Annotated in this window: 20 protein-coding genes and 1 riboswitch; of the genes, 8 read left to right on the top strand and 12 right to left on the bottom strand. The window is 38.5% G+C overall.

Annotated features, from left to right (window positions below; genetic code table 11):
• The first annotated feature begins 3 nt into the window (after positions 1 to 3).
• From ureA to ACTNEP_RS10385, 7 genes are read left to right on the top strand one after another with little or no spacing between them, the layout of a single operon-like run.
• Positions 4 to 306 carry an urease subunit gamma gene (ureA, locus tag ACTNEP_RS10415; protein WP_441161887.1) on the top strand — a complete coding sequence of 101 codons (303 nt, stop codon included), beginning with the start codon at positions 4 to 6 and terminating at the stop codon, positions 304 to 306.
• A gap of 14 nt (positions 307 to 320) precedes the next feature.
• Entirely contained in the window at positions 321 to 671 is a 351-nt protein-coding gene (locus tag ACTNEP_RS10410) for an urease subunit beta (RefSeq protein ID WP_441161886.1), read from the top strand.
• Between the two features lie 14 nt (positions 672 to 685).
• The gene (gene ureC / locus ACTNEP_RS10405; RefSeq protein ID WP_441161885.1) at positions 686 to 2,401 is read left to right on the top strand and encodes an urease subunit alpha; all 1,716 of its coding nucleotides are present in this window, start codon (positions 686 to 688) and stop codon (positions 2,399 to 2,401) included.
• Positions 2,402 to 2,412: 11 nt separating this feature from the next.
• Positions 2,413 to 2,856, top strand: a complete 444-nt coding sequence (locus ACTNEP_RS10400; RefSeq protein ID WP_441161884.1) for an urease accessory protein UreE — start codon at positions 2,413 to 2,415, stop codon at positions 2,854 to 2,856.
• On the top strand, positions 2,798 to 3,523 hold the full coding sequence (locus ACTNEP_RS10395) for an urease accessory protein UreF (RefSeq protein ID WP_441161883.1): 726 nt from the start codon (positions 2,798 to 2,800) through the stop codon (positions 3,521 to 3,523). The genes ACTNEP_RS10400 and ACTNEP_RS10395 overlap by 59 nt, the downstream gene beginning before the upstream one ends.
• A gap of 16 nt (positions 3,524 to 3,539) precedes the next feature.
• Positions 3,540 to 4,157 carry an urease accessory protein UreG gene (gene ureG / locus ACTNEP_RS10390; RefSeq protein WP_441161882.1) on the top strand — a complete coding sequence of 206 codons (618 nt, stop codon included), beginning with the start codon at positions 3,540 to 3,542 and terminating at the stop codon, positions 4,155 to 4,157.
• Positions 4,157 to 4,930 carry an urease accessory protein UreD gene (locus ACTNEP_RS10385; RefSeq protein WP_441161880.1) on the top strand — a complete coding sequence of 258 codons (774 nt, stop codon included), beginning with the start codon at positions 4,157 to 4,159 and terminating at the stop codon, positions 4,928 to 4,930. The genes ureG and ACTNEP_RS10385 overlap by 1 nt, the downstream gene beginning before the upstream one ends.
• Before the next feature lie 49 nt (positions 4,931 to 4,979).
• On the opposite strand, the gene ACTNEP_RS10380 is transcribed toward ACTNEP_RS10385, so the two are convergent.
• The 6 genes from ACTNEP_RS10380 to ACTNEP_RS10355 form a co-directional block, all read right to left on the bottom strand.
• Positions 4,980 to 6,497, bottom strand: a complete 1,518-nt coding sequence (locus ACTNEP_RS10380) for a methyl-accepting chemotaxis protein (RefSeq protein ID WP_441161878.1) — start codon at positions 6,495 to 6,497, stop codon at positions 4,980 to 4,982.
• 83 nt (positions 6,498 to 6,580) lie between these two features.
• A riboswitch (cyclic di-GMP riboswitch) is annotated at positions 6,581 to 6,661 on the bottom strand.
• Between the two features lie 266 nt (positions 6,662 to 6,927).
• Complete coding sequence (locus tag ACTNEP_RS10375) at positions 6,928 to 8,385, bottom strand: Na+/H+ antiporter NhaC family protein (RefSeq protein WP_441161876.1); 1,458 nt, start codon at positions 8,383 to 8,385, stop codon at positions 6,928 to 6,930.
• A gap of 172 nt (positions 8,386 to 8,557) precedes the next feature.
• Positions 8,558 to 8,992: a small multi-drug export protein gene (locus ACTNEP_RS10370; RefSeq protein ID WP_441161875.1), complete on the bottom strand. Its 435-nt coding sequence runs from the start codon at positions 8,990 to 8,992 to the stop codon at positions 8,558 to 8,560.
• 55 nt (positions 8,993 to 9,047) lie between these two features.
• Positions 9,048 to 9,494: a flavodoxin domain-containing protein gene (locus ACTNEP_RS10365; RefSeq protein WP_441161874.1), complete on the bottom strand. Its 447-nt coding sequence runs from the start codon at positions 9,492 to 9,494 to the stop codon at positions 9,048 to 9,050.
• Between the two features lie 14 nt (positions 9,495 to 9,508).
• The gene (locus ACTNEP_RS10360) at positions 9,509 to 10,558 is read right to left on the bottom strand and encodes a ribonucleotide-diphosphate reductase subunit beta (RefSeq protein WP_441161873.1); all 1,050 of its coding nucleotides are present in this window, start codon (positions 10,556 to 10,558) and stop codon (positions 9,509 to 9,511) included.
• A gap of 284 nt (positions 10,559 to 10,842) precedes the next feature.
• A complete protein-coding gene (locus tag ACTNEP_RS10355) occupies positions 10,843 to 13,131 on the bottom strand; it encodes a ribonucleoside-diphosphate reductase subunit alpha (protein WP_441161871.1) in 2,289 nt (762 codons plus the stop codon).
• Positions 13,132 to 13,801: 670 nt separating this feature from the next.
• On the opposite strand from ACTNEP_RS10355, the gene csaA reads away from it, so the two are divergent.
• Complete coding sequence (csaA, locus tag ACTNEP_RS10350) at positions 13,802 to 14,131, top strand: chaperone CsaA (RefSeq protein ID WP_441161870.1); 330 nt, start codon at positions 13,802 to 13,804, stop codon at positions 14,129 to 14,131.
• Positions 14,132 to 14,179: 48 nt separating this feature from the next.
• Here the strand turns inward: csaA and ACTNEP_RS10345 are convergent, their stop codons facing one another.
• From ACTNEP_RS10345 to ACTNEP_RS10320, 6 genes are all read right to left on the bottom strand, one after another.
• Complete coding sequence (locus ACTNEP_RS10345) at positions 14,180 to 15,280, bottom strand: hypothetical protein (protein ID WP_441161869.1); 1,101 nt, start codon at positions 15,278 to 15,280, stop codon at positions 14,180 to 14,182.
• Positions 15,281 to 15,554: 274 nt separating this feature from the next.
• The gene (locus ACTNEP_RS10340) at positions 15,555 to 17,279 is read right to left on the bottom strand and encodes an ABC transporter ATP-binding protein (protein ID WP_441161868.1); all 1,725 of its coding nucleotides are present in this window, start codon (positions 17,277 to 17,279) and stop codon (positions 15,555 to 15,557) included.
• Between the two features lie 134 nt (positions 17,280 to 17,413).
• Positions 17,414 to 17,689 carry a hypothetical protein gene (locus ACTNEP_RS10335; RefSeq protein ID WP_441161867.1) on the bottom strand — a complete coding sequence of 92 codons (276 nt, stop codon included), beginning with the start codon at positions 17,687 to 17,689 and terminating at the stop codon, positions 17,414 to 17,416.
• Positions 17,690 to 18,019: 330 nt separating this feature from the next.
• Positions 18,020 to 18,886 carry a metal ABC transporter permease gene (locus ACTNEP_RS10330; protein ID WP_441161866.1) on the bottom strand — a complete coding sequence of 289 codons (867 nt, stop codon included), beginning with the start codon at positions 18,884 to 18,886 and terminating at the stop codon, positions 18,020 to 18,022.
• Positions 18,883 to 19,752, bottom strand: a complete 870-nt coding sequence (locus ACTNEP_RS10325; RefSeq protein ID WP_441161865.1) for a metal ABC transporter permease — start codon at positions 19,750 to 19,752, stop codon at positions 18,883 to 18,885. The genes ACTNEP_RS10330 and ACTNEP_RS10325 overlap by 4 nt, the downstream gene beginning before the upstream one ends.
• Complete coding sequence (locus ACTNEP_RS10320; RefSeq protein WP_441161864.1) at positions 19,749 to 20,492, bottom strand: metal ABC transporter ATP-binding protein; 744 nt, start codon at positions 20,490 to 20,492, stop codon at positions 19,749 to 19,751. The genes ACTNEP_RS10325 and ACTNEP_RS10320 overlap by 4 nt, the downstream gene beginning before the upstream one ends.
• Positions 20,493 to 20,504: the final 12 nt, after the last annotated feature.

Below are 20,504 nucleotides of genomic sequence, written 5' to 3'. Positions count from 1 at the left end.
ATTATGAAGTTATCGCCTGTCGAGCAGGAAAAATTACTGCTATTCTTAGCGGGTGAATTGGCTGAGAAAAGGAGAAAGAAAGGTTTAAAATTAAATTATCCAGAGGCAACGGCTTTAATTAGTTGTTATTTATTAGAAGGTGCTCGTGAAGGCAAAACAGTAGCCCAATTAATGCAGGAAGGCAAGCAAGTTTTGACGGCAGACGAGGTGATGGAAGGGGTGCCGGAGATGATTGAAAGTGTGCAGATTGAAGCAACTTTTCCGGACGGAACGAAGCTTGTTACTGTCCATCAGCCGATAACGTAAGGAGGTTTTTTTCGATGATTCCTGGTGAGATCAAATTAGCAAAACAAGCAATTACCATTAATAAAAACAGAAAGTTGAAAACAATCAAAGTAGCTAATAAAGGAGATAGACCGATCCAAGTCGGCTCGCACTATCATTTTCCCGAAGTGAATCGTGAGCTTGCCTTCGACCGACCGACTGCGATTGGGATGCGTCTGAATGTTCCAGCAGGTACGGCAATCCGTTTTGAACCAGGCGAGGAAAAAGAAATCGAACTTGTCGAAATAGCTGGGAACAAACATGTATACGGCTTAAATAACCTGACAAACGGTAGTGTAGCAGAAACGGTAGAAATTACCGAGACAATCAGGAAAAAGGGGTTTTAGAAAGGAGTTTTATAATGAAGCTTTCACGACAGCAATACGCAGCTCTTTATGGCCCGACTACTGGTGATCAAGTCCGACTGGCTGATACCGATTTATGGATCGAAGTGGAAAAAGATTTCACGACCTATGGAGATGAGAGCGTATTTGGCGGAGGGAAAGTATTGCGTGATGGTATGGGACAAAGCAGTACAAGAACTCGGGATCAACAGGTGCTAGATTTAATCTTAACCAATGCATTGATACTTGATTATACCGGTATTGTTAAAGCGGATATTGGGATGAAGAATGGCCGAATCGTGGCGATTGGCAAAGGTGGAAACCCGGATGTGATGGAAGGTGTCACAGCGAATATGGTTGTCGGGGCTTCGACAGAAGTAATTGCCTGTGAAGGCAAAATAGTTACCGCAGGAGCAATTGATGCTCACATCCATTTTATCAGTCCACAGCAAATAGAAGTCGCGCTGGCAGCTGGAATAACGACAATGCTCGGTGGTGGTACCGGACCTGCGACAGGTACGAACGCAACAACATGTACACCTGGTGAATGGAATATCCATAGAATGCTGGAGGCAGCAGAAGAGTATCCAGTCAATATAGGCTTTTTAGGCAAAGGAAATGCTTCGTCACCTGATCCACAACGTGAGCAAATAAAAGCTGGTGCGATTGGTTTGAAATTACATGAGGATTGGGGGACTACACCGGCAGCGATCAGTCAATGTCTTAGTGTGGCTGACGAACTGGATGTACAAGTCGCGATCCATACCGATACATTAAATGAAGCAGGTTTTTTAGAAGATACGGTTAAGGCGATTGGTAACCGTGTTATTCATACATATCACACAGAAGGTGCAGGTGGCGGGCATGCACCAGATATCATGAAGATTGCTTCCTTTCCAAATGTGCTGCCATCATCGACTAACCCGACGAGACCATATACGGTCAATACGATTGATGAGCACCTGGATATGTTAATGGTTTGTCATCACCTGGATCATAACGTGCCTGAGGATGTCGCTTTTGCCGATTCCCGAATTCGCCCGGAAACGATCGCAGCAGAAGATATACTGCACGATTTAGGGGTTATTAGTATGATTTCTTCTGATTCACAGGCAATGGGGCGTGTCGGTGAGAGCATTACCCGAACATGGCAAACGGCAGATAAAATGAAAAAACAGCGAGGCTTCTTAGAGGAAGATCAGCACGCACAAAATGATAATACAAGAGCCAAACGCTATATCGCAAAGTATACGATTAATCCTGCGATTACGCATGGAATGAGTGCAGAGATTGGTTCGATTGAAGTTGGTAAGCTGGCTGATGTCGTGATTTGGGATCCGAAATTTTTTGGAACTAAACCTGAAACAGTTGTAAAAGGTGGAATGATTGCCTATGCACAAATGGGTGATCCCAATGCATCAATTCCGACACCACAGCCGGTAATGATGCGCCCAATGTTCGGTGCGTTAGGAAAAGCGAAATATCAAACCGCTATTACCTTTCTTTCTCAGGCAGCCTATCAAGATAAGGTTCATGAAGCGTTAGGTTTACAGAAACTGGTTCGGCCTGTGCAAAACTGTCGGAATATTGGAAAGAAGGACCTGCCATTGAATGACGCCACCCCACAAATCGATGTGGATCCGGAAACATATGAAGTCAAACTGGATGGTGAGATCATTACTTGCGAACCTTTTGAAGAGGTGGCAATGGCCCAACGTTATTATTTATTCTAGGAGGATAACAGATGTTAACAAAAGAAGTAATCAAAAATATTGAAGAAAAGCCAAAAGACCACCCAAACCGAGAGTGGATCGAACTTGATTGGGATGAATTAAATAAACGGATTATTAGAAAGACAACAGATAAGGGTACAGATGTCGCGATTGCCCTAGAGGAAAAAGCCCCATTAAAAGTTGGTGATGTTGTTTATGAGGATGATGAAAAACAAATTGTGATCCGTACGAAGAAAGAAAAAGTGTATGTTGTGTACCCAGAAAATATCGTGCAAATGGGAAAAGCAGCGTTTGAACTAGGTAACCGCCATACACCATGTCTAATTTCAGAATCAGAAATTGTTGTCCGCTATGATGAGACGCTCGAACGTTTATTTGATGAAGTAGGTGTTAAATATGAGAAGACAGAAAGAAGATTCACAGAGCCATTTAAATACAGAGGGCATCAACACTAAGTTTCTCTATTTAATGCATATACATGATTCCGCTTTTCCGATTGGTACCTATACCCATTCATTTGGTATGGAAACCTTTATTCAAGCTGACTTAATCAGGACAAAGGAAGATTTATTTCACTTTTGTCAAATCTATCTTCATGAAAATGTCGCCTATACAGATGGTATTTTTGTAAAGGAAGCTTATCAAGAAGAGAAAATGACAGCATTAATCCGTTTGGAAAAAATATGTGATGCAAGTAAAAATCCAGACGAAACAAGAGAAGCAAGCAGTATGATCGGTAAACAATTTGTCAAGGCGGTATTACCTGTCAGTGAAACACCGTCCTTGGAGAAATGGCATCAGCTCTTACAGGAAAAAAGGGTGATCGCTCATTTTCCGATCGTATATAGTCTTTATGCCAAAGATTTAGCTTTTGATCTGTATACAACGTTGCTGACTTTTTTGTATTCATCAACGGTCGGACTTGTTCACAATGCCGTTCGGGCTATTCCACTTGGACAAAAGGCAGGGATTGAAGTGATTCACCGCTTAATACCAGAAATGGAAAAAGCAACAGTTAACATATTAGGACGTGACTTGTCTCATCTGTCCAATCATGCTGTTGGACTTGAGCTTGCGTCGATGCAACATAAATATTTGAGGTCACGGCTCTTTATATCTTAAGGAAGGAGAATGCAGTATGAAACCAGTTATCGTAGGAGTAGGAGGACCAGTTGGTTCTGGGAAAACTTCACTCGTAGAAAAATTAACAAAAGAAATGGTCCATCAATATAGTATTGCTGTTATTACCAATGATATTTATACAAAAGAAGATGCGCAATTTTTAATCAAACAAGGAATTCTGCCAGAAGACCGTATAATCGGTGTGGAAACAGGGGGATGCCCGCACACTGCTATACGTGAGGATGCATCGATGAATTTTGAGGCGATCGATGAATTAAAACGACGCTTCGATGATCTTGATATTATTTTATTGGAAAGTGGCGGTGATAATTTATCGGCAACCTTCAGTCCGGAGCTGGTAGACGGTTACATTTATGTTATTGATGTAGCCGAAGGTGGTGATATCCCCAGAAAAGGCGGTCCAGGTGTAACAAGATCTGACCTTTTACTCGTGAACAAAATCGATTTAGCACCGTACGTAGAAGTAGACCTTGATAAAATGAAAATCGATGCAAAAGAAGCAAGAAAAGAACGGCCATTTGTTTTTACCAATGTGAAAAAAGGTGATGGTATTCCAGAAGTGATTCAATGGATCCAACATGCCATGTTATTAGAAGGAAGCGAAGTATCGTAATGGACGGGAAGCTTGAGCTTTATTTTACATTACGTAACCAGAAAACGCTGATGAAAGATGTCTATAATCAACCACCATTAAAAGCAAGCAGAGGCTTATATGTCGATAATCCAGACGATATTACAGTGTACTTAATGGAATCTTCTGGAGGGCTTGTAGCCGGAGATACCAACGGATATCGGATACGGTTAGACGAGGGCACCAATGTCACCCTGCATCCCCAGGCTGCGACCAAAGTATATCCAGCCTATAATGGTAATCCGAGCAGACAGCAGGTCGATATCGAATTAGCTGAACAAGCATCTTTAACATGGAAGAGGGAAGAGGTCATCCCTTTTGCTGAGAGTGCATTTCAAAGTCATACAAAGGTTACTATGAAAGAAGACAGTCATTTCTACTGGGAAGAAATATTATATCCAGGACGGGAAAAACGGGGAGAACGGTTCACATTTGAGAAGTGCCATACACAACTGGAAGTCTGGATGGAGGATGACTGTCTTGTTTATGATAGCTTACGGTTTGAGCCAAGCCGCCAGGATGTAAAGCATTTTGGGGTAATGGGAGATTATCATTTCATTGCGAGTGTTTGGTTAATAGATAGAGAAATTGTATTAGAAGAAGAAAAATGGAATCATTCATCAAAAGAGCATCAGGTAAGTATGACGAGATTACGAGATGCCGGTTATTTAATCCGTTTTTTGTCAAATGACCTACCACGAGTAAAAAAAGAAATGGATCAATTAGAATATATAAAGTGTCTTAGCCAAAATTAATAAAGAAGCGTGGTACTTAGAGTATAAGTACCACGCTTTGTACTTTGGACTATTTAGCATATTTAATTTCTTGCATTAGTCCTTTTAATTCTCCCGTTATTTCATTTAAAGTATTTATTAATGTAGATAAATACTCTACTTCTCTTTTTTGCTCTTCTGTAGTCTTCTCTGCAATATTGGCATCTAGTGCCGTTTCTTCTACAAGCTCTTGCATCGAATGCATGGCTTGCATCGTCTTTTTTGTCACAACAGCAGCCTCATCTGTTGATTGAGATATTACTTCTAAGTGATCCTTCGCTTCTATAACAGATTCAAAGATGTCCTGAAATATTTCACTTGTTCTTTTCATGCTCTGTTCACTTGTCTCTACCTTTTGTATCGTTTCATGTAACGAATTTTCCGATGATGCCGTATCGTCTTGGATAGCTTGAATTAGTTTGGTTACCTGACTTGCAGCATCAGCGGTTTGCTCTGATAGTTGTCTGACTTCATCTGCTACTATCGCAAAGCCTTTGCCATGTTCTCCTGCCCTTGCTGCTTCAATAGCAGCGTTTAATGCTAATAGGTTCGTCTGTGCTGATATATCGGTGATCAATTGAATAATATTGCTAATTTCAGAAGAACGGTTACTTAGAGACTGGAATGTTTCAGCTGTTTTGCTGATAGATGTAATCATCCCATTCATATGTTCTATCGTTTTTTTCAGTGTATCATTACCTAGCCTTACCTGCTGATCCGTCTCTTTCGTAATTTGAGAAACATCTGCGGATTGAGCATCTATCTCCTGCATTTTATTCGCAATCGTTTGCATATGCTGAACATTTTTACTTACTTTCTCTTTATGTAGTACAGCATCTTTGGCAATATTTTGAGTATGAGCCACATTTTTCTCCATAATTGCTTTGTTTTTCTCATCTAATTCATTTACTAATTGAGAGGTGTTTGTTAGTTTCTCTGTTGTTTCAGCTAATTTTTCCAGCATTCCTTCCAGCATTTTTTGATGGGTCTCTTTTTCAGTTAAATTCTCTGTCAGTCGCTGTCTAAGGATCACTTGCCAACCTACTGCTATCGATGTAGCAATTAAAAATAAAGCATGAATCAATAACATCGAAAATGAGTATGAGTCTGTACCAAACACATAATTACTAAAGAAAAAATAACCTAAAATATGCTGGAATGCGAATATGGTTGTCATGATACTAATTAGATCAATTCGCTCATAATAACCTATCATTGCTACAACCATAAATATCGAAAAGTGATATTCTACCATTCCTTCACCACCAGCAATCATGGAGATACTACTGAAGGTGATTGTTAACGTAATGAAAAAGGGGATAAGTTTATGTTCCTTATGACGAAGATACAATAGAAAGGTCATAAGAAAGAGCATAATTGGAATAAACAAAAGAATATTCAAGACAAGTGCTGACTGTGCTGCCGATGAACCATGATGAGCATGCCACATTTGAGATACATGAAGCACACGGTGTAACACGTGGACGCACACCGAAGCAAGAAGAACGCCGAAGGAAAAGATAAGTCCAACTCGATTTTTACCATTCATTTTAAGGTAACTCCTTTCTTAATCTGTGAAGATCGTTCATTTTGTCAAAAAGAGCTACCCGTATGAAGATAGGAATCTTCAATAATAGCAGCCCGGCTATCATAGTTACCTTTAGACCCGTGGCTTTGCGTCCCTATCTTTCAATAGGTTTGCTCTTGTATTATAGGTAGATAATCACAGTACTATTGACTTACTGTTGAATTGTAACACAATTAAAAAACAATGTGTATTATTTCACTTAAATTATTTTAATCAATCCAACTTTTTCACTAGATAAAAGTTTAACGGAGTCTAGTAAAGAAAAAAGACTTGGCAACAAAATGCCAAGTCTTCACAAGAAACGTGTCTTTGTTTGCGAGGTAGTAGTCGATATCTAGCGAATGGGATTAGGTATCTCGTCAACTTTAATTGATATCTCGTGAATAGCTCTTTATTTAGGTGGTTGTGTTAATTCCTCTCCATTTTTCCCTTGGTAACGTAATCCCCATCCGGTTAATGCAGCCACTAACATGACGATAACAAGGAACCAGCCTTGGAATACAAAAGGGAAAACAGCTGTTGGCGCAACAACCGGGAGCCATTCATATGTTTCCCGCATCATACTAATCGTGGACCAGCCAAGCAATACTGGTGCCCCCCAAGGGAAGATATAACCTAATGCTGATGTGATCGCATCAAGCATGTTTGCACGACGGTAACGATGAATTTTATATTTTTCACCTATTTCACGAACAAAAGGTGCCGCTGCAATTTCGGCAGCTGTGTTAATCGTGATAGCACTGTTTAATAAGGCCACAATTGCCCAGATCGAAAGTTCAGCACGTCGAACGGAGTTTTTAATCCATTTAACAAGTGTAGAGGTAACCACCTGCATCGTACCGCCTAACCGTAATAGGTGAGCAGCAGCCACAATTAACAAAATCAAAATAGCCATATTGATATAACCAGTAATACCGTTAATTAGTGCACCCTCGATAATCGTATCTGAGTCAGGATTGAAACGAATCACATCACTGAACGAGCCGATTGGGAATAGAACAAACATAGCGATAGCCAGTAAGATTCCCCAGGTTAAGGAGGTAATAATATGATGGCCTGAGATTGCTAGAAACAGGACAATAGCAAACGGTATCAGCATTAATAATCCACTTGGATCAGTAGTAGCTTCAATGCTAGCCTGGTTCTCAACAGAACCTCCACCACCAAAGATAATAAATATAAGTAAAGTAGGAATTGCAGCTGCAATCGCATATTTAAAACGACTTTTCACCACACCAGGTACGTCGGCATCTTGGGTTGTGGCAGATACAATCGTAGTATCAGAAACAGGTGCAAGGTTATCTCCAAATACAGCTCCAGCAAGAATCGCTGCAAATAAAATGGTAGGATCTGCTCCTGTCGCTACCCCGGCAGGAAACATTAATGTACAAAAAGCTACCGTCGTACCATAACCGGTACCTACAGCAGTCGAGAAAACAGCAGCAAGTATAAAGGTCATACCGACAAAAAGACCTCCTGTAAAGCCGGTAATCATACCGATCCAGACAAGCCCTTCGACAAGTCCTCCCACTTGTAATACTTGTGCAAACATTCCTGCATAAAACCACGCAACCATTGCTACGACACCAATTGGTTGTGCTAGTCCATCAAATAATCCTTGTGCATAGTCCGCCCATTTACTTTTACAAAAAAATAACCCTAAGGTAATTCCGATAATGGCTCCAAGGACAAGACCAATCTCAGAAGATAATTGTAATACACTAGTTGTGATTGCCCATATGACGAAAAATAATAAAGGAACAGCTGCACCAAATGCGCCTAAACGAAAATCCAGCTTGTTCATTTTTGCATTTCCGGTAGCACGAGAAAGTTCGTTATCATGTTCCATAGAATCCCTCCTTTTTCTATATGAAAGACTTTAACATTGTATCACATATCAACTTTTCATGAATATGAATTTCTCTACACAGAAAAAAAGCAATGATTACGATTTATAGTGGCATGGAATTAATTCCAGAATTCTATACGCTGCTTGCTCCTGCATGTGTACAGTGCTGTTCTTAATTGGTGAAAAAATCAAATCCTAATGCCGTTAATATACCAAATGCTAATGACCAGGCACCGATACTGAAGGTAGACCATATTAATGTCGCACGTTTTGTCGCACCTAAAGTCATGCCGATAAATGCAGCTATGTGAGATCCAATTAAGATTGGTCCTAGCATAATCATACCTGGTAAGCCGTATTTACTCCAAAGTGTTCGCGCTCTGTCCTGACGTTTTGATTGTTGCTTTTCTTTCTTCCTTTTTGCCAGCCACTGTTTGAATTTATCATAACCAAAAATTAAGGCTACTATCGTTACCATATTTCCAATGAAAGCTACTAAAATAACGAGAACAGGATTTAATCCTGTAATAATCCCGACAGGTATCACTAGCGCAATCTCCAACCAGGGTATTGCAGCACCTAAAAAAATGAGCAGGTATTCTATCATCTATTTTCTCCTTTCATGAAAAAAGTTGATGTTGTTCGAACATCAACTTTTGAAGCTATGATACTACTGCAAATTCACTTAATAATCGATCACAAAATTTTTCACATCGATGTAGATCTTCTTCTTGCGGTGTTAATTCTACCTTTAGGGTAACGGCAAGATTAGTATGAACGTAAAGCATATCTCTAAAAATGTCAACTGCCCCACAATAATAAGGGTAGAAGCTATCTCCGGTTCCAAATACACCAGTGGTAATATGCTTAACCTCCTGATCTTCGAAAGCTTCAAAGACTTCTTCCATTTCGATTGGCAAATCTCCATTATCCCAGGAGTAAGTGCCGACTGTGACGATATCATAGTCATGCAGTCGTTCAGGTTGAAATTCATCAACGGGGATTAGCTCGGTTTCAATATTATGTTTACTCATTTTTTCACCGATAATTTCTGCCAGAGTAGAGGTATTACCAGTGACAGAGGTATAAATAATTGCAGCCTTCATCATGAAAAGCCTCCTTATTAAAGTTCGTCAAAGCCGTTTGATGATGAGACTTTCGTATAGGTACGTGATTTTTGCTCGAAAAAGTCTGATTTCGTTTCATTCATCATTTCATCGCTGAAAACATGGATCCATTCCATAGGGTTATCACGTTCCGGATAGTAATTGTCCAGGCCAATTTGACGGAAACGTTTGTTAGCTAAGTATTCCACATAGCCATGGAATTCATCAAGATCAATACCTTCAATATCTTTCAAAATGTAATCTGCCCATTCTTTTTCTAACTGTACCGCCTTGTCAACGGTTTGATAAACATATTGAATATTTTCTTCCGTATTTAGCTCTGGATTTTCCGTTAGTAAAATCCGGACGAACTGTGATACGAAATAAGCGTGCTGCATTTCATCACGCTGAATATAGCTGATCATCGTACTTGTTTTTAACATTTTTTGCTGACGTGCCAAATGATAGAAGAAAGCAAATCCCGCATAAAAATAGATACCCTCTAAATTGATCGAGTTGATCGCTAATTCGAATAAGCGTTGTGGTGTCGGATTTTCACGAAATGCTTCATAGCTATCGAGAATTAGTTGGTTTCTCTTACGAACAATTGGATCTTCCTTGGCTTGGTCAAAGCGTTCATTTTGTTCCCGTAAAGGTACAAGTGAGCTTAAAATATAGGAATAGGACTCATTGTGTACCGCTTCCTGTTGTGAAATAACAGCGAAAATTGCTTTGAAACTGGAATCTGTAACATAGTCCATCACATGAGTCATTGTTGGCGTTTGTAGACTGTCAAGGGAAGCTAACTGTGTATTAATACGTAAGAAAACATCTTTCTCTGTATCAGACAAGTTATCCCATTGTTTGATGTCATCCTGCATATTAATCTCCTGTGCTTTCCAGAAGTTTGCCAGTAATGTTTGGTATAAATCATACATTTGTGGATAGGCGATATCATTCCAGTTTAACAGCCCGGATGATTCACCGTTAATAATTCCTGTTGCTTTATTAGGATAGGTTGGGTTTAATAGTTTGATCTTTGTTAAAGGCTGATCGACTTGTGTCATCTCACAGGTCCTCCTTCATTTGTTCTGTGTATTTTTTCTTCTGTTAATAATAGGGAAGAAGACAAATCCACAAAGTGTAAAAAACTTGTTCTAGATTTGTTTTCTTCCGCTTTTTTATGGTGGAAATACCTCGCTACAGAGAAATGTTTCCTTTCCATGGAGGCTGAGACCGTGTCCACGGACAGCGAAGTATTCTACCAAAGTGAAACATCGTACACATTCTGAAACAGAATGGTAGAAATCTTCACTCTAAAAAAGAATTTGCTTAGTAAAAAGAGCTGGTCTTAGCTATGGCATGCTTCGCATTCTTCGATTTCTGTTTGAGAAGTACTGCGAACATAGTATGTTGTTTTTAGTCGGTTTTCCCATGCTGCTTTGTGTAAGTGTAATAGCTCTTTCGCTTTAATGTCATGACGAACATAAAGGTTAAAGCTGATCGCTTGGTCGATATGACGCTGACGCTTTGCATTTTGTTTAATGCTCCATACTTGATCTAGTTCATGGCGTGCACGACGATAATAGTTATACGTTACGTGATCGAGATCAGGTGCTGTCACTTTAAATTTGAAGTTTTTCTTTTCTTCTGCATATTCGACATTATAAATCGGATCGATACCATCAGTTGAACCACCGATTTTCGCAGTTGAAGAGTTTGGTGCCACAGCCATTAACCAGCCATTACGAATGCCATTTGCGGCAACTTCTTCACGCAATTGATTCCAACGGTCAGAATGGTAGTCACGACGATCAAAGTACACACCAGTATGCCATTCAGATCCTTCAAATTCTGAATATGCCCCTTTTTCTTTGGCTAATTCCATAGAAGCTTTGATCGTGTAATAAGCAATATCTTCATAGACTTTGTCTGCATATTCGACTGCTTCATCTGATTCCCAGTGAATGCTTTCGAGTGCAAGAAGGTGATGCCAGCCAAACGTACCGAGTCCAACTGCCCGATATTTTTTGTTAGTGGCTTGCGCTTGCCCGACTGAAATAGTATTTAAATCAATCACATTGTCTAACATACGAACCTGAATCGCGATAAGGCGATCTAATACGTCTGCACGTACAGCATTCGGTAAGTTAACAGATGACAAGTTACAAACTACAAAGTCTCCAGGTTTACGAACAATCACGATATTACCTTCCTCGTCTTGGTATTCCTTAGTGATTGTTGTAGGCGACATATTTTGAGCAATTTCCGTACATAAATTACTACAATAGATGGATGTTCTACCAACACCACGTTTATGTTTGTTCGGATTTTGGCGGTTTACTTCATCACGATAGAACATATATGGCGTTCCTGTTTCTAGCTGAGCAATCATAATACGAGCCATAATATCCATTGCGCGGTATGTTTTTCTAGGTAATAATGGATGATTTACAGCTTCCCAATATTTTTCGGTAAAGTATTTCTTATCTTCTTCATCATAGAAATCTTCCAGGCCCAGCGGATTACCATTTTCGTCTTTCCAGCCCATGATTTGTTTCACTTGGTGTGGACAGAATGTATGCCATTCACCGATACTTTTTCCACTAGCATCTGTTTCCTGTAATTGTTCCATAAACAGGTCAGGAATAGCTACGCCTGTAAAAATATCGTGGGCTTTACGACGTTCATCCCCATTATTTGTTTTCAAGTCTAAGAATCCGTTCATGATATCCTTGTGGAACACATCTAAATAGATGGCTACAGCTCCTTGTCGCTGACCTAATTGATCAACACTAACTGCTGTATCATTTACTAAACGGATCCATGGTACAACACCAGATGAATTACCTTTAAATTTTTTAATGTCTGACCCTAGTGCACGTACTTTTCCGTAATAGATTCCAATACCCCCACCATCTTTACTTAGGCGAGCAATATCCCAGTTGTTTAAGTAAATCCCGTCTAGTGAATCATCGACTGTATCGATAAAGCAAGAAGAGAGCTGACCATAGCTTTTACCTGCGTTTGATAGAGTAGGTGTCGCTACTGTCATATAGAGGTTACTTAATGCCCAATACGCTTCTTTCACTAATTCAATTCTTTTTTCTGGTACTTCGTTTTGCATCAAAGTCATTGCAATAACCATAAAACGCTCTTGTGGTAATTCATAGAGATTTCTGTCATGATCTCTTGCTAAATAGCGATCCGCTAGTAAGAATAGTCCTATGTAATTAAAGAGCTTATCTTTCTTTGCATCAATTGCTTGTTGTAATGTATCTATTTCTTCTTTGTTATATTTCTCTAATATGTCAGTAGAATAAATGCCTTTATCAGTTAAGGTTTTTACTAGTTGATAAAAATCACCATATTGGTTACGCTGATCATATCCACGATTTTTGGCTGCTTCTTCATATAGTTGTGTCAAATGAAAATGCGCTGCTACAAATGTCCAGTTTGGTTGATCCATTGCAATACGATTCAGCGAGTAAAACAAAGCTTCTTGTGTCGCATCGTTGTCAGATTTTGTAGATTCTTCGATACGTTGTTGAATATCTTTCGTATCTAATCCGTATTTTTCTGCAGCTTCCTGTAGAGCTTGTGTAACTGATTGTTTAATAGATTTAGCTTCTGTTATCATGAAAAAAACCTCCAAATACATAATAAAAGCGCTCGGATTGGAGCGATTAATGAATGAATATATATATGTACTATCTAAACTGCGAAAACTCACATTTTCACAGTGTTGATGCCGTTAATACAATATATAGATATTTTTGTATAGCTGAACATCTATATATTGTATTTTATCTTATGGGCAGGTTTTTGACAACCAATAAATTTTAACAGAAATTGAAAAAATCTATTCAATCTATTAGATAAAAGTTGATGTGGAGAGGTTGGAGAGATGATACTAGGACCTAAGTATCAATTTTTCTTATCAATAGTTCTTATGAAAAAATAGTTAAAAAATGGTATAATGAAAATAATATCGAAAAATGGCATATAATGTATTGGATAGAAATGATAGTTTGGCATTAGTTAAACTAACAAGATATTACTTCAAGTAATGTTGAGAATCGTCAATATTTATAACTCTTGCTGCGACAGTTTATATATCTAATATAAAAAACTTAAGCAGTGATACAGTGTAAAAAAGTGATATGATTTATATCGGACAGTATGAAGTTGATCTGAAGGATTTCGTTCATTTGAAAGAAGTCCTATTCTCTTATCTTAGTACACTACAAGTTTTAATGGTGCTGATGATGATAGACAAGTGGGAAATAAATAATAATTGAGGTGATTTTGTGGCTACTTATGATGATTTTACAAAATTAGACTTACGCATTGGTACAGTGATAGAAGCAGAGCAATTCAAAGAAGCAAGAAAGCCTGCTCTAAAGTTAAAAATTGACTTTGGTACATTGGGGGTGAAACAATCCTCTGCACAAATTACGAAAAGGTATAAGCCAGAGCAATTAATTGGTAGGCAAGTTGTAGCGGTGGTTAATTTTCCACCATTACGAATTGCTGGCTTTAAATCTGAAGTGTTGGTTTTAGGAGGAATACCAGAGCAGGATGATGTCGTACTACTAAGTCCTGATGAAGTAGTTAAAAATGGCACAAAAATATCATAACGGTGTAAATTTAAATGGACTTTCATCCTTTGAAAGTCCATTTAAATGTTAATTATGGGTCGTGGATACTAATGGCTCTTGCTGATTCATCGACCGCAAACAATGCATGACTAAATCTGTTTCATATAACAAATCTGCTTCGTTTGCCTGGTATTTTGTATTATTTAAGCCTTCGTTGAATAGCTTTCTTGCCTCTTGGTAGTTGTTGTTGACTTTCCACTCATACATTGCTTTGATCCGTAGATTATTCATCATTTTAGTAGACAAGCTTGTCTTGACATTCTTTTCATTAAATAGTGACTTAACCTCTGTATGATTGACATCAAAATATAATTGGCAAAAGATCCATTCTTTTGCGATTTCGCCCCAATAAAAGCTTTTTTTATCGATGTTCTTCCACAGGTCATCAATGAGTTCCTTTGCTTTCTGAAAATCAGCTGCTTCGATTGCACGATTGTAATGTGCCAGTACAGGCCATAACTGCCATACATTGTGATAATCGAGTTGTTCTGGTATCTCGATTAGGTCACTGTGAATTTCCTGATAACGAGTGCCATTTGTCGTTAGTGCGTTAAAGATCAACTGATTGTAGAGCAAGCGTTGCATCTCGCCATCGTTCCATGACTTTTTGAGCAACATGCCATCATTGATACCTGTAGGGATAAGATTTACTGCTGCAGTGAGAAACCCGGCTGCAATAAAAGAGAGAATGTAAACAGAGTGAACATTAAAAAGAAGAGCAATACCAAGCACGAGAACACTGACAATAAGATTTAATAACCCGCCGCCTAGTATGTACAGTTTAAACGGTCGCTCATTTTTCACTAGCTCAGGAGGCCTCATGAGACATTGACCAATTGTGCCTGGAAGATAAAAGCGTCTGAAAACAATATTTTCATCGATTTTTATCCAAATAAAAGAAAATATCCGGAATGATACAAATGTATATCCTGTAAACTTACCAAAACCAAAATGTCCTAATTCGTGAATGATCAGATGAATCACAAAGGAAATAGTTAGCGTCCCGATAGCCAGAATAATTGTTACTAAGGATATTTCACTTACACTTAGAATCATGGCTCCTATGTAGCCTAGTGTGAAACCAATTAGGGCCAAAATAAGGATGTTGAGAAGTTTTTTGATTTTCATTGATCAACCTCTCCTATTCAAGTTTTTTATGATGAATGAAAATTTTTCATCAGATGATGTTGCTATTACAAAAGACTCATATATTTTACTGTATCACTTCATTCGTAAAAGTGAAAAGAAAAACTTGGAATATATGCTTTTCGTCATGAAAAAGAGGGGCTACAGTCAAAATATCAGTAGAGCATGATTGATCACAGAGCAGTAGTTGCTGAATCAATCAGTAAAACATTAGATGATTCATTTTGGTAAGAAGAAGACTAAGTGCAGAAAGCACTTAGTCTTGATTTTGCTGATATTGAATTTTATGCAAACGTGCAAACACTCCATTTTTCGCTAACAGATCTTGGTAGCTGCCTTCTTCTGCAATGCCATCATTTGTAACAACAACTACTCGATCAGCATCTTTAATGGTTGCTAATCGGTGTGCAATAACTAAAGTCGTACGATTCTCCGCTAGTTGATCAAGTGATTGCTGAATCATTCGTTCTGTTTCAGTATCTAAAGCAGATGTTGCCTCATCCAATATTAAAATCGGTGGATTTTTTAAGAATGTACGAGCAATAGCTAACCGCTGTTTTTGTCCGCCAGATAGCTTTAATCCCCGTTCACCAATTTGCGTATCGTATCCATTTGGTAAATCAGCAATTACGTCATGCAAATGTGCCTTTTTCGCTGCGTCGATAATTTCTTCTTCAGTAGCTTGTTGATTTCCATAGGCGATATTCTCGCGGACAGTACCGGTAAAGAGAAAGACGTCCTGTTGTACAATTCCAATTTGTGAACGTAATGATTTTTTCGTCATTTTTCGAATGTCGATACCATCGATGGTAATCGATCCACCGTTGATATCATAAAATCTTGGTATCAAAGAACAAATCGTTGTCTTTCCAGCACCAGAAGGTCCGACAAATGCAACTGTTTCACCAGGATTTATCTGTAAATTTATATTTTCTAACACCGATTTTTGCTCATCATAGGAAAAGTCGACTTGATTAAATCGGATATTACCTGAAAGCTTATCAACTGCAATCGCATTAGGGTCGTCTTTAATTTCTGGTTCTTTAGCGAGAATCTCACGAAAACGACGGAAGCCGGCCATTCCTTTAGGATATAATTCCAGCAGTGCACTGATTTTATCGACTGGTTTAATTAACACATTGGTATAAAGGACAAAGCTGACTAATTCACCATAGCTTAAGTTGCCGTTGTAAGTTAACCATGCACCGACAACCAGGACTATTAATGTAAGGAAACGGGTCATCATATAAATGCTAGAGTGTGTTCCAGCCATCACTTTGTAGGCTTTTATTTTTGCTTTGCGGAACAGACCATTATCATGATTGAATCGTTTCAATTCAAAATCTTCATTAGTAAAAGATTGTACGACTCTTACGCCAGATACAGCATCCTCGACACGGGCATTCACACCAGCAATATTGTGGTACATCTGGTGCCATGCTTTGTTCATGGCGATATTACAGAAAGTTACCAAAGCAACAAGCAACGGAACCAACACTAAGGCAATTAAGGCAAGTGTCGGGTTGATAGTGAACATAATCCAGAATGCCCCGGTAAAAGTCATAATCGCAATGAAAAAGTCTTCAGGACCATGGTGTGCCAATTCACCAATATCAAATAAATCATTGGTGATACGACTCATAATATGACCAGTTTTCGTGTTATCAAAGAAACGAAAGGACTGGCGCTGAACGTGTGTAAATAATTCCTCCCGCATATCTGTTTCAATATTAATGCCAAGTTTGTGTCCTAAATAACTGACAACATATTGTAAGAAGGTACTGAGCAGATAGACTGCAAATAACAAGATACTAACTGTCACAATCAAGTTCCAATCACGATCAGGCAATAATTCATCAATTAACCATTGCACGGCAATTGGAAATGCAAGCTCTAAGATCGCGACAATCACAGCACTGGAAAAATCAATAATAAACAGTCGTTTATGTGGTTTATAATAAGAAAAAAACTGCTTTAACATGTTAGGATACTCCTTTTTTTATGATGGCTAATAACATATTATAGCAGAATTCTTCCAAACAAGCCTATAAGTGTGTGTGAATCGTACGAGAGGCTGGCAAGACTAGCGAAGAGGTATGCCTATTATTGGTTGATTTATAATAAAAAGTTTTTCTTCCTGCCAAATTTCCCACCTTCTGTATACTGCTGGGAAATACGCTGTGTTTGTTCCATTTCCAGTTGATAATGATAGTGTACGGCTTGAAAGACTTTACGTAGAATCCATAATCCGAATATTGCCTGGATAAGCAAAGCTGCTAAAAACCAACTTTCAGGAAGAAAATTTGTAACGACAGCTGCGCAGATAATTTGCAATAATAGTAATCCGAAATGCTTCAATATAACAATGAAGCTTCCTGTCAAGATAGCCATGATTAGAAACCACTCGATTAACATCATCTCATTCCTTTCGGTTCGTGTAATGCTCATTCTCCGTGTCGACAGTGTTTAAAATAAGAGGATGAGGAAGAAGTCACTATTATTATGGTTGGATATGTAATCGGCTATTCGATGGCTGGTAGATTATTTATTTGATGTAGCAACTTTGTTAATAAAGAAAAAGTAGCAAGAATTAAAAAAAGGGATGCCATTGTAAGCAATCCCTTCCACTTTTTCGTGATTATAGAATGGGGTGTCTAGCTTCAAGCGCCAAAATTAGGATGCATTTAAATTCCTTCATCCTTTACCTTCGTTTCAGTTTGCTCATACATGCCGAATTTTTTTGATCACTATTCCCTGAGTAGGACTAAATAAGAACGCAAGCAAAAAGAAGATACCTGTCATGGAAGCCATTGCTCCTGCGATCGAAACGTTCCAGTAACTTGCAACATAATAGCCACTAATAGCTGCCAATACACCAAAAAGTCCACTTAAAAGGATCATTTGCAAAAAGCGTTGACTGATAAGATAAGCAGTTGCCCCTGGAACAATCAGCATGGCTACCACTAAAATAGCACCAACACTATCAAAAGAAGCAACAGTAGACATCGATACCATTGACATTAGCAAATAATGAATAAAACCAACTGGAATACCAATTAGTTTGGCATAGGCTGGATCAAAGGTGGAAATTTTGATTGGTCGATAAAAAAGGATGATCATCAAAATGTTAAAGATACAAACTATGCCAAGCATCCAAACAGCAACAGGTCCGTAGGTTTCACCTGCAATGGTCAGTTGATTCCAAGGGACGAATGTAATTTCTCCCATTAATGCATGCTTTACATCTAAATGAACTTGGTTTCCAATTAACGATATTAATACAACTCCTAATGCAAATAGTGATGTAAAGACAACTCCGATAGCAGCATCTGATGGGATGCCAGATCGGTGTAACATTTCTATAAAAATGGCTGTAAATAATCCAATAATTAACGCTCCTATAAGCATAGGAAAGCCAGATAAAGATTGGGTAACTAAAAAAGCCAGTACAATCCCTAATAAAACGGTGTGACTGATAGCATCTGCTATCATTGCCATTTTGCGAAGTACAAGTATAGCCCCACTAATACCACAGGTTAGGCCAACAAGACACCCGGTAATAATTATCCACATTGTATAGGTAGTCATCCTGCTATCCTCCTAACGATGATTCCTTTTTTTATTCCAAATAATAAGGAAATAAAGAATAAAGCAGAAGCTGTTAATACAATCATTGGACCAGTAGGTAAATCGTGAGCAATGCTACTGAATATGGTACCGATCAACCCAGAAATTGCTCCGAAGGAACCACTGATGATTGTCATTTTAGTAAGGCTGTCTGTCCAGTACCTTGCCGCAAGAGCAGGGGTTATTAATAAAGCAACGATCAATACCACGCCAACCATTTGGATCCCTATGACAATCACAGCAACTAACAGTGAAAATAGTAAGCCGTTGACCCATTTTACAGGGATACCAATCCCTTTTGAAAAGTTAAGATCAAATGTTGTATAGCGAAATTCACGAAAAAAGATTACCGTCAGAAGTAAAATGAGTAAAGAAACAATTCCAATGGTATAAACGTCATTTTTCACAATGGAGGCTGCCTGCCCAAAAATAAAAGAATCAATACCAGCTTGATTGCCAGTCATATTCTGCTGTATATAAGTCAATAACACAATCCCAAATCCAAAGAAAACAGACAATGTTACACCGATTGCTGCATCAGCTTTTAATTTGGATTGCTGGATAATCGTCTGGATGCAATATGTTGCTATAAGACTAGTGATGGTTGCTCCTATTAAAAGGACTGGTAGTGCTTTGGTTTGAAATAAAATATAGATAAACGCCACTCCTGGCAATGTAGCATGTGCCATTCCATCACTGATTAAGCTTTGCTTGCGTAAGTAAGCAAAGCAACCAATCACTCCTGATGAAAATCCCAGTAGTAAGCTACCGATCAAAACCCAACGGAAATTTGGACTTTCGAACAGTATCATCCATTCTGTCATCATAGTGAATTCCCCACAACGTATGATGGGAACTTTAAGCTTCCACCATATGTTCTTTCAATATTCTCAGAATGAAAGATATCACTTGTTTTGCCACAATCTATTATCTTTTTGTTTAATAAAAGGATATGATCAAAATATTCTTGAACAGTTTGTAAATCGTGGTGAACGATTAATACTGTTTTCCCTTCTTCTTTCCATTGCTTCATTAATTGAATCATCATTCTTTCTGTTGCAGCATCCACTCCGGCAAAAGGTTCATCCATAAAATAGATGGGTGTATTTTGCGCGAGTGCTCTGGCTAGGAATATGCGTTGTTGTTGGCCACCTGATAGCTGACTTATTTGTCGTTGGGCATATTGTTCCATTCCGATTTCTCTCAGGTAATCCATTGCTAATTTTTTTTCCTCTTTTGATATTCGCTGGAATCGCTTGAAGTGTTTATAACGTCCCATTAAGACAACATCTAATCCATTGATAGGAAAGTCCCAATCCACTTCACTACGCTGAGGTACATAACCAATCAGATCTTTTTGTTGTCTAAAAGGTTGCTCTAAAACCTCGATCGAACCATTAATGGTTGGTACTAAGCCTAGTATTGCTTTCATCAGTGTTGATTTTCCAGCACCATTAGGTCCAATAATACCTGTGATCGACCCTTTTGGCACTTGGAAGTTAATGTTATCCAGTACTTTTTGTTGATGATATTGCACAGATAAATGGTTTACAGATAGTGCTAACATTTGAAAAACCTC

The sequence above is a fragment of the Gracilibacillus sp. HCP3S3_G5_2 genome (assembly GCF_052063305.1).
In the GTDB taxonomy this organism is placed as follows: domain Bacteria; phylum Bacillota; class Bacilli; order Bacillales; family Amphibacillaceae; genus Gracilibacillus.
This window is presented reverse-complemented; position numbering and strand designations above follow the sequence as displayed.